This window comes from Clostridium sp. ATCC BAA-442, assembly GCF_964239415.1.
GTDB classification, from domain to species: Bacteria; Bacillota; Clostridia; order Oscillospirales; family Oscillospiraceae; genus Flavonifractor; species Flavonifractor plautii.
In genome coordinates, this window is sequence record NZ_CAXSQB010000036.1 from 17133 (window position 1) to 33841 (window position 16709).

Genomic DNA, 16709 nt, shown 5'->3' on the forward strand with positions numbered 1-16709 from the left:
GGGGGGGGCGCAGTCTGTCGAAAAAGTGGCAAAGCCACTTTTTCGAGAAAGCCGCAGTCTGCCGCGCGCAGGGTTTGTCCGCCTGCGGCGGCCAGACCCAACACTTGCAGCCTGAGAAGTGTTTTCCCCGACGCACATGTCACCGGGGAAACCAGATTGGTACTTGATTCGCGCCTGCGGGCGCGAACTCTGCGAGGCTTTTTCGACATACTGGCGTCCCCGCCGACGGCGGGGGCGTTTTTGCAATCGTATGTATACAAAGCCGGCATGTTGTAGTAGAGTAGGGGGAGAAAGGAGTGCTGACCCATGCTGGAGGAGGAAGTGCGCCGGGCGCGGCGGGAAGAGCGGGACGTGGAGGACGTGACGGTGGAGGGGGAGTGCCTGGCGGGCGCGGACTTGTCGGGGCTGGAGTTCCGCCGGGTGTGCCTGCACCGGTGCCGGTTCCAGAACTGCGACTTCTCGGGGGCGGTCTTTGACTGGGTGGAGTGGAGGGGCTGCGACTTCTCCAACTGCCGCTTCGGCGGGACGGTCTGGACGGACACGGTGGTGCGGGACTGCAAGGGAGACGGCGGCCGGTTCACCGCCAGCCGGTGGCGGAGCTGCACCCTGGGCGAGAGCGCCTTCCGCTGCGCCAATTTTGCACAGTCGCGGTGGAAAAAGTGCCGCATGGAGAACTGCCAGCTTCGCCGGGCCGTGCTGGCCGAGGCGGATGTGGCCGGCCTGAGCCCACACCGGACGGGGTTCCAGGAGGTGGACTTTTTCCGCACGCCGCTGAAGGGGGTGGATTTTTCCGACTGCGCGCTGGAGGGCATCACCGTATCGGAGAGCCTGGGAGAGCTGCGGGGCATGAAGATCAACCCGGCCCAGGCGGTGGATCTGATCCCCCTGCTGGGGATACAGCTTTTGTGAGGGAGGGAGCGCCCGATGGGCGGACTGGTGACGGTGGTGTTGCCCCTGTTTTGTTAAAAAAGTTGTAGCGCAACCCAAAAGCAATTCATAATTGCCTGAATGTAAACAGCTTGCGGTTTACATATGGCGATTGTTTGCATAGAATTTGAGGTGAAAACAGTGAAATTAAATGAAAGGTTAATTTCTTTACGAAAAGACAAAAGGATGTCTCAGCAGGATCTGGCAGAGGCTTTGAATGTATCGCGCCAGGCGGTATCCAGATGGGAAGTTGGAATTGCTATTCCAAGTATGGATAATCTGCTGGCGTTGAGTAAATTGTTTGGAGTTCCAACGGATGAACTTATGGGCGGCGATAAAGTTGTCAGCGTCCCGGAGAGTGAAAAGACGCAAGGCAGCGGAAATAGAAAGGGACGCTCTGTACTAAAAGTGATTCTAATTATCCTGGCCGCTGCGGCCCTTGTTGCAGCAATCGTAATTACATATCTGAACCAGAAGGACACGGAACCGGAAGAACAAAATACAGTGAAGTTTGAAGGACTGGAAGAGGAAAGGATCTCTGATTCCGATGCAGTAATAAGCGGGCCAATTTCATAGGGAGGAATGATGCGGCGATGAAAAAATCAGTTACAGCGACGGTATTGGCTTGTGCGCTTGTGGTGGGCGGTGTGGGGCTGACCCCGGCCGGAGCTGCGGAAAGCAGCGCAGACGTATGTTACTCAGTTTCGATTGATAAAAGCAGTATCGTGGCGGCTGATACCAGGACAGAAATGATCGGCTTTAAAGAGCTTTCAACGCAAGCAGTTGACCCTGCTGTCCTTTCAGAAAGTAAGGGCGGGAGCATGACGCGGGCCACCAGCCGGATTGAGTGGGATATCCCTTCCGGGAAGATTATGAAGGCAGATACCGCGTACTCCCTGGAGGCGGACGAGGTGGTTACGATAAACTGCACGTACTCCCCCAGGACAGCAGACCTTGACTTCGGGTTCATCACCCCGGATAATACGTTCCATTTTACCAGCGGGAGTGAGGGCAGTATCAAAACCAATATCCAGATCGAGGATACAGGAAAGTATTATTTTGCGGTACGAAATAATACTAAAAATAGCGTCGAGGTATTAGGATATGTCTACTATTAAATGGAAAATCATACCGATTTTATTAATAACGGCTTATCTGCTATTGGGGTGTATCGGATGCAGTTCATACTCATCAGAAGAGAAAGATGCTACAGATTTAACAGGCGATACACTTAAGCCCTCCAATATAGGTGAGATTAGTTTTGATATAAGTGAAATTGGGAATATGCCATTAATGACTGAGTTCTATATATGTCCAGCTAATGGAACAATTGAGATTAAATATGCGGAAGGAGCTTGGTCAAATTTAAAAGTAGATTTATATGATATAGAGTATGAAGAAAGTATCCAAACGGGAGAAATAGAAAGTGTAGGAGATAAACTTGTTTTTTCAAATCTATCAGGAGAGAAGCAATACTATTTCAAAATTGATGGAACTAGAGATAGTAAAGGTAAAAAGCTAGTTTTTTACATTGAGGAATGAAATGGAGGGAACTTTCTATGAAAAAAGTATGGACAAGGATGATATGTAGCGTTTTGTTATTTGCTTGTTGTATTCTGCCTTCTACAGCTATGGCCGTAGAGGGCAAAGAAGCAAATGTTATCGTAACTGTAGAGCATGAAGAAAAAGACATATTTGAAATGTATGGTAACGTATTTGAAGAAAGTATGGTGGAAAGTCGCAAAAGTACAGTAGATCTTTCAAGTGGAAGCGTTGCGTTTACGGTTGGGGTTCTAGATGCTGGGGAGAAATATACTACAGATACATATGATATATCAAAGAGCAAGATTAAAGTTACATTGCAGAGTATAGGGGGAGCATCACCTCATGTTAAGGTGACATTATATAAAAGTTCCGGTGTTAGTGTAGCAACGAGTACAGTTAACTTGCCGTGGTCTACCCCGCTGGGAGGAGGAGGAAGTGAGACGGTAACATTTTCTAATCTAAACAGTTCGACCAATTACTATGCTGTTATTGAAAATATGGACACTGTAGAAACAGGGACGATTCTTTGCGTTGTAAAGCAAGCGTAAGTGGCGAAGGAAGATGGACTGTAAATTTCACAGTCCATCTTCCTTCGCTTGTTATAACGGTTTATCCGTTACGCTATGCGTGAACGGGTAAACCGTTATACGGTTATCTTTTGTAATAAGATGACAGCCCAGATTTCCTATGGCAACACGACACTGGAGGAAAACGTGTATTTGCAGGGGCTACGGATCAGCGGCCCCAGCAGGAAGGAGGCAGGATTGAGCAACTGCGGCCGACGTTGGCCGGGAGCTGCCGGTCAGGGGTTTAGCAGTTTGTGAAAACAGGAGTCAAAAGGTCCTGAACTACATCCTTCCCTCCGAACGCCTTCGCAGGAGGGGTTATTGATGGATAATAATGTGGAGGGCGGTATACACCGCCCTCCACGTTTTTGTACTTTAGCCTCTGCGCCGGCGGCTGCCGGTGTAGCGGCCCCGGCCGCTGTAGGCGTAGCCCCGGCGGCCCGTCCGGCCCCTGCCGCGGAAGAGCACCACCCGCAGCAGGAGGGCGGCGATTACTACCAGGATGACCACCAGAAGGATGCGCACCAGCAGATTGTCAAAGAACTTCTGAATCCGGTCCAGCCGGTAGGCCCACTCGTCCCGCTCCACCGAGCAGGTGGCCACCAGATCCAGGGTGCCGTAGGACTTGCCGTTGAAATAGGCCGTGATGGTGCCCAGCACCTGCCCCTGCTCCACCGGGGCCTCCACGCTCCGGGTTTCCAGGGTGTAGTCATACGTAAAGTTCTCGGCGGACACGTCGTTGGGCAGCAGGGCGGTCAGCTTCCCGTCGGGCATGAGGGTGACGGAGGCGGCGTCCTTGCCCAGGGTGACCTCCACCTCCGGGATGTCCCGCTTGGTGTTGTCCAGAATGGTCTGGGTGGAGAAGTTGGCAAAACCCCATTTAAACAGGCGGATGGTCTCGTCAAAGTAGATATAGCCCTCGCTGCCGGAGGTGCCCGGCTCCCGCTCACAGCCCATGACCACGGAGATCAGGTTCCGGTTCTCACGGGTGGCGGAGGCGGCCAGGCAGTAGCCCGCCTCGGGGGTGGAGCCGGTCTTGATGCCGGTGGCGTACTCGTAGATGTAGCCCGCCACGCGGAAGTTGGAGATCAGGGCGTTGGTGGAGCGGATGATGCGCGGCTCGGGGTGCAGGTTGGTGGCGGGCATGGTGTAGTTCTTGGAGCCCACGATGGTGCGGAAGGTCTCGTGCTTCATGGCCTCCCGGCACATGAGGTAGATGTCGTAGGCGCTGGTGTAGTGGTTGTCGTCGTGGTAGCCGTGGGTGTTGGAGAAGTGGGTGTCCTCCATGCCCAGCTCGGCGGCCCGGGTGTTCATGAGCTCCACAAAGGAGGCCACATCGCCGCTCACCGCCTCGGCCATGACGTTGCACGCCTCGTTGGCCGAGGGGATCAGGGCGGCGTAGAGCAGGTCGATGATGCGGATCTGTTCCCCCTCTTTGATATCGGCCGTGGAAGCGCCCTCCCCGATGCCGGTGTGAAGGGCGGAGCTGGCGGTGACGGTCTGCTCCAGGGACAGCTCTCCCCGGTCCACCGCCTCCAGGGTGAGCAGGCAGGTCATCACCTTGGTGATGGAGGCGGGGTAGTTGTGCGCGTGGGCGTTCTTCTCGTAGAGAATCTCGCCGGTGTCGGGGTCCACCAGAACGGCGGCCTTGGCGTTGACGTCCATCTCGTCCAGAATGGCGCTGCCGCTGTCCGCAGCGGAGGCAAAGGTGGCCAGCAGCCCCGAGAGCAGGGCGAGGCAGAGTAAAACGGAAAGCAGTCGTGATTTTTTCATAGGAAACTCCATTTGACTATGTTATAATAACGGTATGGCTATTATAACAAACCCCGGACCGGGACGCAACGGGGAGGGGGATACAAAAAGATGAAGATTTCCAGACTGGAATTTGTGGCCCTGCTGCTGGCGGCGGTCTTTGCGGCCTTCGCGGCGGGCTGGTTTTTTCGGGGGCAGGCCGCGCCCCAGCCCGTGCGGGTGGAGACCGAGCGTACCCTGACCCAGGAGACGCCCCTGGCGCTGCCCGCGCCTACGCCCTCCCCCTCCGCCCAGAGCAAGGAGGATACCCTTGCCGGCGGGGCGAAGATCAACCTCAACACCGCCGGGGTGGACGAGCTGATGACCCTGCCGGGCATCGGGGAGAAGCGGGCGGAGGACATCATTGCCTACCGCCAGGCCAACGGCCCCTTCCGCATCCCGGAGGAGCTGACCGAGGTGCCGGGCATCGGCGAGGGCATTCTGGAGGGCCTCATTGACTACGTGACGACTGGGGAGGAGAACCGATGAAAATACTGGTGGTAGACGACGAGAAGGTGCTGGTCAAGGGCATCAAGTTCAACCTGGAGAGCGAGGGCTACCAGGTGGAGGCGGGCTATGACGGGGAGGAGGCGGTGGAGCTGGCCCGCAGCGGCTCCTTCGATCTCATCATCCTGGATCTGATGATGCCCAAGATAGACGGGCTCCAGGCCTGTATGCGCATCCGGGAGTTCTCCAACGTGCCCATCATCATGCTCACCGCCCGCAGCGAGGACACCGACAAGATCATCGGCTTCGAGTGCGGGGCGGACGACTACATCACCAAGCCCTTCAACATTCTGGAGCTGAAGGCCCGGGTGCGGGCCCTGCTGCGCCGGGCGGGCATGGCGGCCCAGAAGCAGGGGGGCGGCGGCCGGCTGTCCATGGGCCACATCACCCTGGACGTGGACGCCCGGGCCGCCTGGAAGGACGGCAAGAGCGTGGATCTCACCGCCAAGGAGTTCGACCTGATGGAGCTGTTGCTGCGCAACCCGGGCCGGGTGTACTCCCGGGAGAACCTGCTCAACGTGGTGTGGGGCTATGAGTACGCCGGCGATTACCGCACGGTGGACGTGCACGTGCGCCGCCTGCGGGAGAAGCTGGAGCTGGACCCCGCCAACCCGGAGTATATCCTCACCAAGTGGGGCGTGGGCTACTATCTGAAGCATGGATAAGGGGAGCGGCGCGGTCAGGCGCGTGCCCTTCTGGCGCTCCCTCCAGACCAAGTTCGCCCTGACCTATATCGTGATTGTGGCGGCGGTGCTGATTCTGCTCAACACCTACCCCCTGGTGGTGTCGGAAAAGCTGGCCTACCAGTCCAAGCAGGCCTCCATGCTCAACCAGGCCTCGGTGCTGGCCTCCGCCCTGGCCACCGGGCCGGAGGCCCTTACGGCCGAGGGTGCCACCCGGACGGTGGAGCTGCTGCGGGGCAGCCTGGGAGTGACCCGGGTGGTGGTCACCGACCCAAACGGCCTGGTGCTCTGCGATTTCCAGGACGGCGTGGGGCGGACCGACACCGCCGGGCGGTACGCCCTGTTCTGGGAGCTGGTCACCGCCCTGCGGGGCAACAACGTGTTCCGCTCCGAGTACGGCGACGGGGCCTTCCGAAGCTGGGCGGCGGTGCCCATCACCTACCGCTCCATGACCCAGGGGGCGGTCTACCTCTACGAGTACGACGCCGAGCAGGGCGCGCTGCTCCAGGGGATCCAGACCAACCTGCGCTTTATCTCCATCGTCATCTGTATGGTGTCGCTGGTGATGGGGGTGGTCTTCTCCAAGGCCCTCACCCGGCGTATCGCCCAGCTCCTGCGGGGCATCCACACGGTACGGGAGGGCGAGTACAGCCACCGGGTGAGCGTCCGGGGCGGCGACGAGCTCAGCCGCCTGGCCGACGAGTTCAACGAGCTCACCGGCCGCCTCCAGACCACCGAGGAGGTGCGCCGGCGCTTCGTCTCCGATGCCTCCCATGAGCTCAAAACCCCACTGGCCTCCATCCGCCTGCTCACCGACTCCCTGCTCCAGGCCGACCACATGGACGGCGAGACGGCACGGGAGTTCCTCAACGACATCGGGGACGAGGCTGATCGGCTCACCCGCATCACCGAGAAGCTGCTTACCCTCACACGGCTCGACACCGCCCCGGCGGCGGAGGACGTCCCCGTGGATGTGGGGGCGGTGGTGGAACGGGTAGAGCACATGCTCTCCCCCCTGGCCCGGGCGGTAGAGGTGAGCCTGGAGCTGAAGCTCCAGCCGGGCTGCGTGGTGCTGGCCACCGAGGACGACCTCTACCAGATTGCCTTCAATCTGATGGAGAACGCGGTGAAGTACAACCTGCCCGGCGGCCGGGTGCTCGTCACCCTCACTGCCGACGGCGGGCGGGTGGTCCTCCGGGTGGAGGATACCGGCGTGGGCATCCCGGAGGCGGATCTGCCCAAGATCTTCGACCGCTTTTACCGGGTGGACAAGGCCCGCTCCCGGGCCGCCGGCGGCACCGGCCTGGGCCTGTCCATCGTGCGGGACACGGTGCTCCAGCACGGCGGAGCCGTCACTGCCCGGCGGCGGGAGCCGGAGGGCACCTGCTTCGAGGTCAGCTTTGCCCAGTGGAACGGAGAGGAGGTGGGCCGATGAGACGACGCATCGCGGCGCTGGGCTGTCTGCTGGCTCTGGCCGCCGGGGGCGGCGCCCCCCGCCCGGAGGAGCCGGAGGGCGGCTACTGCGTGTACTACTCCGCCCTGTCCGACCGCTTTGCCCCCCTGCCGCTGGACTGTGAGCCCTTTGAGGGGAGCGCCGGCGACCCCATCCCTGCCCTGGTGGACGCCCTGCTGTCCCCGCCGGAGACCCAGGGCCTCGCCACCCCCTTCCCCGAGGGGGTGCGCCTGTTGAGCTGGGAACTGGAGGAGGGCCGCCTCCACCTGGACCTCTCCGAGCAGTACGGCGGCCTGTCCGGGGTGGATCTCACCGTGGCCGACGCCTGCCTGACCCTTACGCTGTGCCAGGTGGAGGGGGTGGAGTCGGTCTATGTGACGGTGGAGGGGAGGGAGATCCCTTACCGCCGCGTCCAGCAGCTCGGTCCCGACGGACTGTTGCTCACCGACGGCACCGATGTGCCGCCGGAGGAGCCGGAGCCCAGTCCCACCCCGCCCGCCTCTTGACAAGGGCCGGGCGGGGGTGTAGCATAACACTCAACCTGAAACAGGAAAGGAAGATCCTGCCCATGAGTCAGCAGCGCATCGGCACCCAGTGCCTCCACGCCGGGTATACCCCCGGGAATGGTGAGCCCCGCAACATCCCCATCGTCCAGTCCACCACCTTCCGCTACGCCACCGGCGAGCAGATGGGAGCCCTCTTCGACCTGGAGGAGAGCGGCTACTTCTACACCCGCCTCCAGAACCCCACGAATGACCACGTGGCGGCCAAGATCTGCGCCCTGGAGGGGGGAACCGCGGCCATGCTGACCTCCTCCGGTCAGGCGGCTTCCTTTTACGCCATCTTTAACATTGTCTCCTGCGGGGAACATGTGGTGTGCTCCTCCTCCATCTACGGCGGTACCTATAACCTCTTCGCCGTCACGATGAAGCGCATGGGCATCGACTTCACCTTCGTCGACCCCGACTGCACCGAGGCCGAGCTGGAGGCCGCCTTCCGGCCGGAGACCCGGGCCGTCTTTGGCGAGACCATCGCCAACCCCGCCCTCACCGTGCTGGACTTTGAGAAGTTCGCCAGGGCGGCCCACGCCCACGGCGTGCCCCTCATCGTGGACAACACCTTCGCCACCCCGGTGAACTGCCACCCCTTCGAGTGGGGGGCCGACATTGTCACCCATTCCACTACCAAGTACATGGACGGCCACGCCAACGCGGTGGGCGGCGCCATCGTGGACTCCGGCCGGTTCGACTGGACAGCCCACGCCGACAAGTTCCCCGGCCTCACCACCCCGGACGAGAGCTACCACGGCGTGACCTATACCGAGCGCTTCGGACTGGAGGGAGCCTACATCACCAAGGCCACCGCCCAGCTCATGCGGGACTTCGGCGCCATCCCCGCCCCCATGAACGCCTACCTGCTCAACGTGGGGCTGGAGACCCTGCCCCTGCGCATGGCCAGGCACTGTGAAAACGCCCTGGCCGTGGCCCGGTTCCTGAAGGGTCACCCCAAGGTGAGCTGGGTGCGCTACCCCGGATTGGAGGGCGACCCCTACTACGAGCGGGCCCGGAAGTACCTGCCGAACGGCACCTGCGGCGTGGTGTCCTTCGGCGTGAAGGGCGGCCGGGAAGCGGCCTCTAAGTTCATGGCGGGCCTGGAGCTGGCCTCCATTGCCACCCATGTGGCCGACGCCAAGACCTGCGTGCTTCACCCCGCCAGTACCACCCACCGCCAGATGAGCGACGCCGAGCTGGCCGCCGCCGGGGTGGCCCCCGACCTGGTGCGCTTCTCCGTGGGCATCGAGGATGTGAACGATATCCTGGCCGACCTGGAAAAGGCCCTGGAGGGAGCGTAAACAGAAAAAATAAAATGCGCTCCCAAAACGGGAGCGCATTTTTTAGAAGAGAGGAGAGACTGCTATGGAATGGAGACGGCTGACACAGCCGGAGGAACCGGCGTTTGGAAGGGCGATGGCCCTCTACGAGGCCAGCTTTCCCCGCCACGAGCAGCGGCTGCCCGATGAGCAGCGGGCCGTCCTGTCCCACCCGGAGTACCATTTCATCCAGCTTTTTGATGGGGCGGAATTCGTGGGGCTGCTGCTCTACTGGGAGGCGGAGGACTTCCGCTATGTGGAGCATTTCTGCGTCCGTCCGGAGCTGCGGGGCCGCCGCTACGGCGCCAAGGCGCTGGAGGAGCTGGGCCGGGACGGGAAAACCGTGGTACTGGAGATCGACCCGCCGGTGGACGATATCGCCCGGCGGCGGCAGGGCTTCTACCAGAGGTGCGGCTTCGCCGTCAACCCCTATCCCCACGTCCATCCCCCCTACCGGCCGGAGTACCCGGGCCATGAGCTGGTGGTGCTCTCCAGCCCCCGGGCGCTGACCCCGGCGGAGTACGGGGCATTCGCGTGTTACCTGAGCGCGGTGGTGATGGCCTGAGGGGCGGGTTCTGGCCGGGCGCGCCGGAGGGAGCGGCTGAGGCGCAGGCTGACGAGGAGAACGGCCCCTTCGGCGGCGGGGAAGGCCAGCCATACGCCGGTGAGGCCCAGCAGGGCGGCCAGCAGCAGGGCGGCGGCCACGATGGCCACAAAGCCCCGGAGCAGGGAGAGCCGGAGGGAGCGGCTGGGGTGCTCCGCCGCCCCCAGGAAGGAGGCGGTGACCAGGTTCAGCCCGGCAAAGGGAAAGCCCAGAAAGTAGAGCCGCAGGCCCTGCTCCGCCATCTGCTGGAGCGCCGGATCTCCGTCCCGGTTGAAGAGGGACACCAGCGGCCCGGCGGCGAAGAAGGCCAGCGCGGCCATGCACAGCCCCGCGCACAGGGCCAGCCCCAGGGCCATGCGGCACAGGGTGCGCACCCCGGCGGCGTCCCCCCGGCCGTGGGCCAGGCTGACCAGGGGCTGGACGCCCTGATTGACGCCGGTGAAGAGAGCGAGGGCCATCAGCGCCAGGTTGGCCACAATGCCGTAGGCCGCCACCCCCAGCGTCCCCGCCAGGCGGAGGGTCAGCAGGTTGAAGACCACCAGCACCAGGCCGGAGGAGCACTCGTTGAGAAAGGCGGCGCTGCCCAGCCCGGCCAGATCCGCCAGCGGCCGGAGGGCGGGGCGGAAGGGGCGCAGGCGGAAGCGGCTGCGGCGGGTGAGGATGTGCAGGGAGGACACGCACAGGCCCACTACCGGGGCGATGCCGGTGGCCAGGGCCGCGCCGAAGATGCCCATATCCATGGGGTAGAGGAACACATAGTCCAGCACAATGTTGGACAGGCTGCCCAGCAGCATGGCGGCCATGGCCAGCTTGGGATTGCCGTCGTTGCGCACGAAGGCGGTGAGAATGTGGTTGAGTAGGAAGCAGGGGGCAAAGAGGAGCACCGTGCGCAGATAGACCGAGCACATGGGCAGGATGGCTCCCTCCGCCCCCAGCAGGCGGGCCAGCGGCACGGCCCACAGCAGACCGGCCAGCGCCAGTAGCCCGCCCAGCGTCCCGCCGCAGGCCAGGGCGCGGGAGAAGGCGCGGTCGGCCCGCACGCCGTCCCCCTGGGTGCGGCAGATGGCGTACCGGGTGGCCCCGCCAATGCCCAGCATCAGCCCCAGCCCGTTGATGAGGCCGAAGACCGAGATGGCCAGGTTGAGGGCCGCCAGCCCGTCGGTGCCCAGCCGGTGGGCCACAAACAGGGTGTCGGCCAGGATGTAGCCGGACAGGCCCAGCGCGCCCAGCACATTCAGGCTCACATACTGGAAAAAGCTCCGCTTCACTCCGATCCCTCCTAAAAACGTCCCAGAGCGGCAAAAAACGTGCCTGGGCCGATTCCTTCTAAGACCTACGGAATCGGTTCAGGCACGTTTCACATTTATCCGGTGATAAACGGGAAGCCACAGGGCATTCATCTGTCGGGTATTAAGATAACAGAAAGACCGCCCCCTGTCAACCCCCCGGCTGTACCAGCTTTTTTTACCATTTGTTATTGCTCTGTAACTTGTCCGGGAAAACCAGGGGAGCTATAATACAAATAGGAATCGAATGTTGAAGGGAGTGTGTACCATGAAGCGAATACTGGCGCTGGGCCTCTGTCTGGCCCTGCTGTGCCCCGCCGCCCGGGCGGCAGAGGAGGCGAAGGGGTGGAGCCGGAGCGAGCCGGGCGGAGATTATGTGACCCTCCGGGTGCCCTGCCCCCAGGGGGAGGCCCTGGACTGGTCGGAGCAGACCCTCCTCGCGGTGCGGTACGCCGACACGGGGGAGCCGGTGCCCCTCACCAGCGACTACCAGCAGGGCTGGCTCTTCGCCACCGTCCCGGCGGCGGAGGCGGAGCGGCCCCTGGAGGTCTTTCAGGGGGAGGAGCACCGCTTTCCCGACTGCATCACCGTCTGGAAGGGGCACGAGTACTACAACGACCCCAGCGGCGCAAAGGAGCTGTATCTCCGGGGGGTGATCCAGGGGGATCACGCGGGCAATCTGAACCCCGACGCCGCCCTGACGCGGGCGGAGGCCTTTTCCCTGCTGGTTCACCTGCTGTCCCTGGAGCCCGGCGGCGACCCCGGCTACGCCGACGTGGAGCCCGGCGACTGGTATTATGATACCGCCTCCGCCGCCCGGGCCGGCGGACTGGCGGCGGAGGACGCCTCTTTCCACCCCGACCGGCTGGTGACCCGGGGAGAGCTCACCGTCATGGTTGCCCGGGCCATGGAGGCGGCGGGCTGGCTGACCATACCGGAGGGGGGAACGGCGGCGGAGCTGACTCTGGTCGATGCCGGGGAGATTCCGGACTGGGCTTTAGCGTCCTATCTGGCCTTTGACAAGCAGGGTCTGGGCATCTTCACCCAGCGGTCCACCGGAGAGACCGACCCGGTCTACGGGGAGCCCGGAGTGGAGGAGCTGGCAGAGTGGGACAGGCCCGCCACCCGGGGCGAGGCGATCACCTTCCTGGACGACGCCCGTACCCGCCTGCCCTGGTACCCCACCCAGGCCGCCATCGACTGGGGCTTTGACGAAACTATGCCCATCGTCGACGGCTCCACCTCCACCTACCCCTACACCCGGGCTGTATACGGGGCGCTCTTCTGGAATTATGACAACCATCCGCAGTTCCCGGAGAGCCACTACAAGAGCCATGAGTCCTACGAGCGGCTCATCAACGGGGAGGTGGACGCCCTCTTCGCCGCCACCCTGCCCTCGGAGGAGCTGAAGGCCCAGGCGGAGGCGGCGGGGGTGGAACTGGAGTACATTCCCATCGCCTATGACGCCATGGTGTTCTTCACCAACGCGGAGAATTCTGTCACCGGGCTGACCCAAAAGCAAATACAGGACATATATGTGTACGGGAAATATACGAATTGGAATCAGGTGGGCGGCCCGGACGCGGAGCTGCTTCCCTACCGCCGCAACACCGACAGCGGCTCCCACGCCCTGATGGAGCAGTATTTCCTGGAGGGCGGAAAGCTCTCCCTCAGCCCCGACGTGCACAATGTCCTCACCTCCTATGCCATGTCCTCCGCCCTCACCGATGTGGCCGGGGCCATGACCACCGACCCCCTGGCTTACGCCATGGGCTATAGTGTGTACTATTATTATGTAAATAGCTATTGGCTCCTGGGCGACGCGGGCGGAGGGGAGCTCAAGCTGCTGGCGGTGGATGGGGTGCTCCCCTCGGATGAGACCATCGCCGACGGAAGCTACCCCCTGGCGGGGTACAACTACCTGATGCTCCGGGCCGGCGAGCCGGAGGACGCCCCCGCCCGGCGGCTGGCGGAGTTCATGGTGAGCGAGGCGGGCCAGAACTGCGTGGGCAGCGCGGGCTTCGGCCCCCTGTCCTCGGGCCCCCAGGCGGACTTCCAGCGGGAGCAGCCGAACCGGAGCGTGGACGCCGTCTTTCCCGCTGGGCCTGGCTATGTGGTTCTTTCCTGGGATGAGGCCCACACCACCCTCCGGGCCAGCGGTCTGGAGCGGAGCGGGACGGACGGCTGCTGGCATGAGCTGATCGCCAACGAGTGCCCCGCGCCGGAGCCGGGCAAACTCTCCGCCGCCCGGCTGGGCCCCGGGGGCGGCACCGTGATCTTCGGCGCGGTGGGCGGCGAGCAGGGGGACAGCCTCACCGTCCGCCTCACCTATGGAGGCGGGCAGAGCCTGACCCAGCGGGTCTATCCCGGCCAGACCTTCCACTTCCTGCTGGAGGGCAGCCCCGCGCTGGAGAAGCTGGAGCTGCTCCAGGGCGGACAGGTGCTGGACGGCTGTACCGGGCTTTCGTAGTGATTTGTGAAGCCGCGGCGGAAGGGGCAAACAACGTGCGGGCCGGTCAAAAGACCGGCCCGCACGTTGTTATTGCTCCGCCAGCTGTTCCAGCAGCACCTGACGCACCACCGCCGGGGCCGCCTGGCCCCTGAGCTGGCGCATGACCTGACCCACCAGGAAGCCGAAGGCCTTCTCCTTGCCGGAGCGGTAGTCGGCCACCGATTTTTCATTGGCGGAGAGCACTTGCTCCACCACCTGGGCCACCAGGCCCGCGTCGGACACCTGGGCCAGACCGTGGGCGGCCACATACGCGTCCACGTCGCCGTCGGTCTCGAAGACCGCCTCGCACACTTTGACGGCGGTGTTGCGGTTGAGCCGCCCCTCCTTCACCAACTGGATCAGCCGGGCCAGGGTGGGGGGTGTCAGGGCCATGTCCCTGGCCTCCAGGCCGTGGGCGGAGAGCTGGGCCAGTACCGGCCCCATGAGCCAGTTGGCCGCCTGCTTGGGCTCCGCCCCCAGGGCCACCGTCTCCTCGAAAAAGCGGGCCAGGGCCTTCTGGGAGGTGAGCATCTCCGCGTCGTAGGGGCCCAGGCCCCAGGCGGCCTGATAGCGGGCCCGCTTGGCCGCCGCCAGCTCCGGCTGGCTGGCCCGCAGCGCCTGGATGTAGGCCTCGCTCAGCTCCAGGGGCGGAAGATCCGGCTCGGGGAAGTAGCGGTAGTCCTGGGCGTCCTCCTTGGAGCGCATGGGATAGGAGGCGTCCTTGTTCTCGTCCCAGCGCCGGGTCTCCTGCACCACCCGGCCGCCCGCCTCCAGCCGTTCGATCTGCCGCCGGGCCTCATAGCCGATGGCCCGGCGGATGGCCTTGAAGGAGCTGAGGTTTTTCAGCTCGGTGCGGGGGCCCAACGTGTCCGAGCCCGCCGGGCGCACTGACAGGTTCACGTCGCACCGGAGGGAGCCCTCCTGCATCTTGCAGTCGGAGACGCCCAGGTATTGCAGGGTCTCCCGCAGCCACTCCAGGTAGGCGACCACCTCCTCCGCCGTGCGGAAGCCGGGCTCGGTGACAATCTCGATGAGGGGCACGCCGCAGCGGTTGTAGTCGATTTTGGTCTGCTCCGTCCAGGGGTCGTGGATCAGCTTGCCCGCGTCCTCCTCCATGTGCAGCTCGTGAATGCCCACGGTGCGGCCCCCCACCTCCACCGTCCCGTCCCGGCCGATGGGCAGGTAGAGCTGGGAGATCTGGTAGGCCTTGGGCAGATCGGGGTAGAAGTAGTTTTTCCGGTCGAACCGGCTGTACCGGGTGACGGTGCAGCCCAGGGCCATGGCGGCCCGGACGGCGTACTCCACCACCTTCCCGTTGAGCACGGGCAGCGCCCCCGGCATGCCGGTGCACACCGGGCAGCAGTGGGTGTTGGGCGCGCCGCCGAACGCGGTGGTGCAGGCGCAGAAGATTTTGCTTTTGGTGGCCAGCTCCACATGAGTCTCCAGGCCGATTACGGTTTCCCAGTTCACAGCGCGTCACCTCCTTTGGCGGTTGCAGGCGTGTCCGGATGGCGGCGGTGCCAGTCGGTCTCCTGCTGGTAGGCGTGGGCGGCGTCCAGCACCGCCAGATCCCCCAGGGCCGGGCCGATGAGCTGGGCGCCGATGGGCAGGCCGCTCCGGTCGAAGCCGCAGGGCATGGACAGGGCGGGCAGGCCCGCCAGGTTGGCGGGGACGGTGTAGATATCGCTCAGGTACAGGCTCAGCGGGTCGGCCAGGCCCTCCCCCAGACGGGGGGCGGTGGTGGGGGCCACCGGGGTGAGGAGCAGATCGTACCTCTGGAAGACCGCGTCAAAGGCGGCCTTCAGCCTGGCCCTGGCCTGGAGGGCCTTTTTGTAATAGGAGTCGTAGCAGTCCGCGGAGAGGACGAAGGTGCCCAGCAGAATCCGCTTCTTCACCTCCGGGCCGAAGCCCTCGGTGCGGGTTCTGCGGTACAGCTCCTCCAGACTGCCGCAGCCCTCCGCCCGCCAGCCGTATTTCACCCCGTCGAACCGGGCCAGGTTGGAGGAGGCCTCGGCGCAGGCCAGGATGTAGTAGGCGGGCACCGCGTAGTCCAGCAGGGGCAGGGAGCACTCCTCCACCACCGCCCCCCGCGCCCGGAGCACCTCGGCGGCGGCCCGGACGGCGGCGGCCACCTCCGGCTCCAGCGCGCCGCCGAAGCACTCGGCGGGCAGGCCGATGCGCCTGCCCCGCACGTCGCCGGTGAGGGCGCAGAGCAGTCCCCCGGTGGGGAGCTCCAGACTGGTGGCGTCCCGGGGATCCCGCCCACGGAGGAGCTCCAGCACCGCCGCGCAGTCGGCGGCGGAGCGGGCGATGGGGCCGAGCTGATCCAGGGAGGAGGCGTAGGCGACCAAGCCGTACCGGGACACGGAGCCGTAGGTGGGCTTCATCCCGGTGACGCCGCAGTGGGCGGCGGGCTGGCGGATGGAGCCTCCGGTGTCCGAGCCGATGGCGTACCACACCTCCCCGACCGCTACCGCGGCGGCCGCCCCGCCGGAGGAGCCGCCGGGGGAGCGAGTGAGATCCCAGGGGTTTTTCGCCGGGCCGTAATAGGAGGTCTCACAGGTGGAGCCCATGGCGAACTCGTCCAGGTTCAGCTTGCCCATGGACACCGCCCCGGCGGCGGTCAGGCGCTCCACGGCGGTGGCGTCGTAGCAGGGGGTGAAGTCCCCCAGAATTTTGGAGGCGCAGGTGGTGCGCATTCCCCTGGTGCAGAGGTTGTCCTTGTAGGCCATGGGCACCCCGGCCAGGGGGGAGGCGGACAGTGTGGGTGCGGGGGCGGGCGAATCCGCCACGGTGATAAAGGCGTTGTTGCCTGGCTGGCAGGCGGCAATCCGCCCGGCGGCGGCGGCAATGGCCTCGGCCTGGGTGACGGCTCCGGCCCGGGGCTGCCCGGCCAGCTCCAGGGCAGTCAGTTCATACAGCTCCATATTCCACCTCACTCCACGGCCTTGGGGACGAGAAAGCTCTCCCCGTCGGCGGGGGGGGG

General features: G+C 63.9%; 16 protein-coding genes. 12 read left to right on the plus strand and 4 right to left on the minus strand.

Annotation, left to right across the window (positions count from 1 at the left end; translation table 11 throughout):
• Positions 1-306 precede the first annotated feature (306 nt).
• From ACESY8_RS14015 to ACESY8_RS14035, 5 genes are all read left to right on the plus strand, one after another.
• The gene (locus tag ACESY8_RS14015) at positions 307-909 is read left to right on the plus strand and encodes a pentapeptide repeat-containing protein (protein ID WP_054338854.1); all 603 of its coding nucleotides are present in this window, start codon (positions 307-309) and stop codon (positions 907-909) included.
• Positions 910-1032: 123 nt separating this feature from the next.
• Positions 1033-1503 carry a helix-turn-helix transcriptional regulator gene (locus ACESY8_RS14020; protein ID WP_009260128.1) on the plus strand — a complete coding sequence of 157 codons (471 nt, stop codon included), beginning with the start codon at positions 1033-1035 and terminating at the stop codon, positions 1501-1503.
• A 17-nt stretch (positions 1504-1520) separates the two neighbouring features.
• Entirely contained in the window at positions 1521-2045 is a 525-nt protein-coding gene (locus ACESY8_RS14025) for a hypothetical protein (RefSeq protein ID WP_009260129.1), read from the plus strand.
• Complete coding sequence (locus tag ACESY8_RS14030) at positions 2032-2469, plus strand: hypothetical protein (RefSeq protein ID WP_021633008.1); 438 nt, start codon at positions 2032-2034, stop codon at positions 2467-2469. Before ACESY8_RS14025 ends, ACESY8_RS14030 begins: the two co-directional genes overlap by 14 nt.
• A gap of 17 nt (positions 2470-2486) precedes the next feature.
• Positions 2487-3020 (plus strand): hypothetical protein, encoded by a 534-nt coding sequence (locus ACESY8_RS14035; protein ID WP_009260130.1) that lies wholly within the window; start codon positions 2487-2489, stop codon positions 3018-3020.
• Between the two features lie 393 nt (positions 3021-3413).
• Here ACESY8_RS14035 and ACESY8_RS14040 read toward each other — a convergent pair whose 3' ends face one another.
• Positions 3414-4811 carry a D-alanyl-D-alanine carboxypeptidase family protein gene (locus ACESY8_RS14040; RefSeq protein WP_434307922.1) on the minus strand — a complete coding sequence of 466 codons (1398 nt, stop codon included), beginning with the start codon at positions 4809-4811 and terminating at the stop codon, positions 3414-3416.
• A gap of 90 nt (positions 4812-4901) precedes the next feature.
• On the opposite strand from ACESY8_RS14040, the gene ACESY8_RS14045 reads away from it, so the two are divergent.
• The 6 genes from ACESY8_RS14045 (at position 4902) to ACESY8_RS14070 (ending at position 9907) form a co-directional block, all read left to right on the plus strand.
• A complete protein-coding gene (locus ACESY8_RS14045) occupies positions 4902-5318 on the plus strand; it encodes a ComEA family DNA-binding protein (protein ID WP_007489760.1) in 417 nt (138 codons plus the stop codon).
• A complete protein-coding gene (locus tag ACESY8_RS14050) occupies positions 5315-6001 on the plus strand; it encodes a response regulator transcription factor (RefSeq protein ID WP_054338855.1) in 687 nt (228 codons plus the stop codon). Before ACESY8_RS14045 ends, ACESY8_RS14050 begins: the two co-directional genes overlap by 4 nt.
• Positions 5994-7454 (plus strand): sensor histidine kinase, encoded by a 1461-nt coding sequence (locus tag ACESY8_RS14055; RefSeq protein ID WP_007489756.1) that lies wholly within the window; start codon positions 5994-5996, stop codon positions 7452-7454. The genes ACESY8_RS14050 and ACESY8_RS14055 overlap by 8 nt, the downstream gene beginning before the upstream one ends.
• Positions 7451-7978, plus strand: a complete 528-nt coding sequence (locus ACESY8_RS14060; protein WP_498794786.1) for a GerMN domain-containing protein — start codon at positions 7451-7453, stop codon at positions 7976-7978. The genes ACESY8_RS14055 and ACESY8_RS14060 overlap by 4 nt, the downstream gene beginning before the upstream one ends.
• 62 nt (positions 7979-8040) lie before the next feature.
• Positions 8041-9324, plus strand: a complete 1284-nt coding sequence (locus ACESY8_RS14065) for an O-acetylhomoserine aminocarboxypropyltransferase/cysteine synthase family protein (RefSeq protein WP_039996765.1) — start codon at positions 8041-8043, stop codon at positions 9322-9324.
• 64 nt (positions 9325-9388) lie between these two features.
• A complete protein-coding gene (locus ACESY8_RS14070; RefSeq protein ID WP_007489750.1) occupies positions 9389-9907 on the plus strand; it encodes a GNAT family N-acetyltransferase in 519 nt (172 codons plus the stop codon).
• Here ACESY8_RS14070 and ACESY8_RS14075 read toward each other — a convergent pair.
• Positions 9880-11214: an MATE family efflux transporter gene (locus ACESY8_RS14075; RefSeq protein WP_007489748.1), complete on the minus strand. Its 1335-nt coding sequence runs from the start codon at positions 11212-11214 to the stop codon at positions 9880-9882. The genes ACESY8_RS14070 and ACESY8_RS14075 overlap by 28 nt on opposite strands.
• A 286-nt stretch (positions 11215-11500) precedes the next feature.
• Here ACESY8_RS14075 and ACESY8_RS14080 point away from each other — a divergent pair, with 286 nt between their 5' ends.
• Positions 11501-13702, plus strand: a complete 2202-nt coding sequence (locus tag ACESY8_RS14080) for a substrate-binding domain-containing protein (protein ID WP_243427643.1) — start codon at positions 11501-11503, stop codon at positions 13700-13702.
• Between the two features lie 69 nt (positions 13703-13771).
• Here the strand turns inward: ACESY8_RS14080 and gatB are convergent, their stop codons facing one another.
• Both gatB and gatA read right to left on the minus strand, forming a co-directional pair.
• Complete coding sequence (gene gatB / locus ACESY8_RS14085; RefSeq protein WP_054338856.1) at positions 13772-15193, minus strand: Asp-tRNA(Asn)/Glu-tRNA(Gln) amidotransferase subunit GatB; 1422 nt, start codon at positions 15191-15193, stop codon at positions 13772-13774.
• On the minus strand, positions 15190-16650 hold the full coding sequence (gene gatA, locus ACESY8_RS14090; RefSeq protein WP_498794787.1) for an Asp-tRNA(Asn)/Glu-tRNA(Gln) amidotransferase subunit GatA: 1461 nt from the start codon (positions 16648-16650) through the stop codon (positions 15190-15192). The genes gatB and gatA overlap by 4 nt, the downstream gene beginning before the upstream one ends.
• Between the last annotated feature and the right edge of the window lie 59 nt (positions 16651-16709).

Excerpts from the sequence above, each read along its gene's own strand:
- ACESY8_RS14015 (WP_054338854.1), top strand. The coding sequence starts at position 307 with ATGCTGGAGGAGGAAGTGCGCCGGGCGCGGCGGGAAGAGCGGGACGTG.
- gatA (WP_498794787.1), bottom strand. The coding sequence starts at position 16,650 with ATGGAGCTGTATGAACTGACTGCCCTGGAGCTGGCCGGGCAGCCCCGG.
- ACESY8_RS14030 (WP_021633008.1), top strand. The coding sequence starts at position 2,032 with ATGTCTACTATTAAATGGAAAATCATACCGATTTTATTAATAACGGCT.
- ACESY8_RS14055 (WP_007489756.1), top strand. The coding sequence starts at position 5,994 with ATGGATAAGGGGAGCGGCGCGGTCAGGCGCGTGCCCTTCTGGCGCTCC.
- ACESY8_RS14060 (WP_498794786.1), top strand. The coding sequence starts at position 7,451 with ATGAGACGACGCATCGCGGCGCTGGGCTGTCTGCTGGCTCTGGCCGCC.
- ACESY8_RS14035 (WP_009260130.1), top strand. The coding sequence starts at position 2,487 with ATGAAAAAAGTATGGACAAGGATGATATGTAGCGTTTTGTTATTTGCT.
- ACESY8_RS14045 (WP_007489760.1), top strand. The coding sequence starts at position 4,902 with ATGAAGATTTCCAGACTGGAATTTGTGGCCCTGCTGCTGGCGGCGGTC.
- ACESY8_RS14020 (WP_009260128.1), top strand. The coding sequence starts at position 1,033 with ATGGCGATTGTTTGCATAGAATTTGAGGTGAAAACAGTGAAATTAAAT.
- ACESY8_RS14025 (WP_009260129.1), top strand. The coding sequence starts at position 1,521 with ATGAAAAAATCAGTTACAGCGACGGTATTGGCTTGTGCGCTTGTGGTG.
- ACESY8_RS14065 (WP_039996765.1), top strand. The coding sequence starts at position 8,041 with ATGAGTCAGCAGCGCATCGGCACCCAGTGCCTCCACGCCGGGTATACC.
- ACESY8_RS14050 (WP_054338855.1), top strand. The coding sequence starts at position 5,315 with ATGAAAATACTGGTGGTAGACGACGAGAAGGTGCTGGTCAAGGGCATC.
- ACESY8_RS14040 (WP_434307922.1), bottom strand. The coding sequence starts at position 4,811 with ATGAAAAAATCACGACTGCTTTCCGTTTTACTCTGCCTCGCCCTGCTC.
- ACESY8_RS14080 (WP_243427643.1), top strand. The coding sequence starts at position 11,501 with ATGAAGCGAATACTGGCGCTGGGCCTCTGTCTGGCCCTGCTGTGCCCC.
- ACESY8_RS14070 (WP_007489750.1), top strand. The coding sequence starts at position 9,389 with ATGGAATGGAGACGGCTGACACAGCCGGAGGAACCGGCGTTTGGAAGG.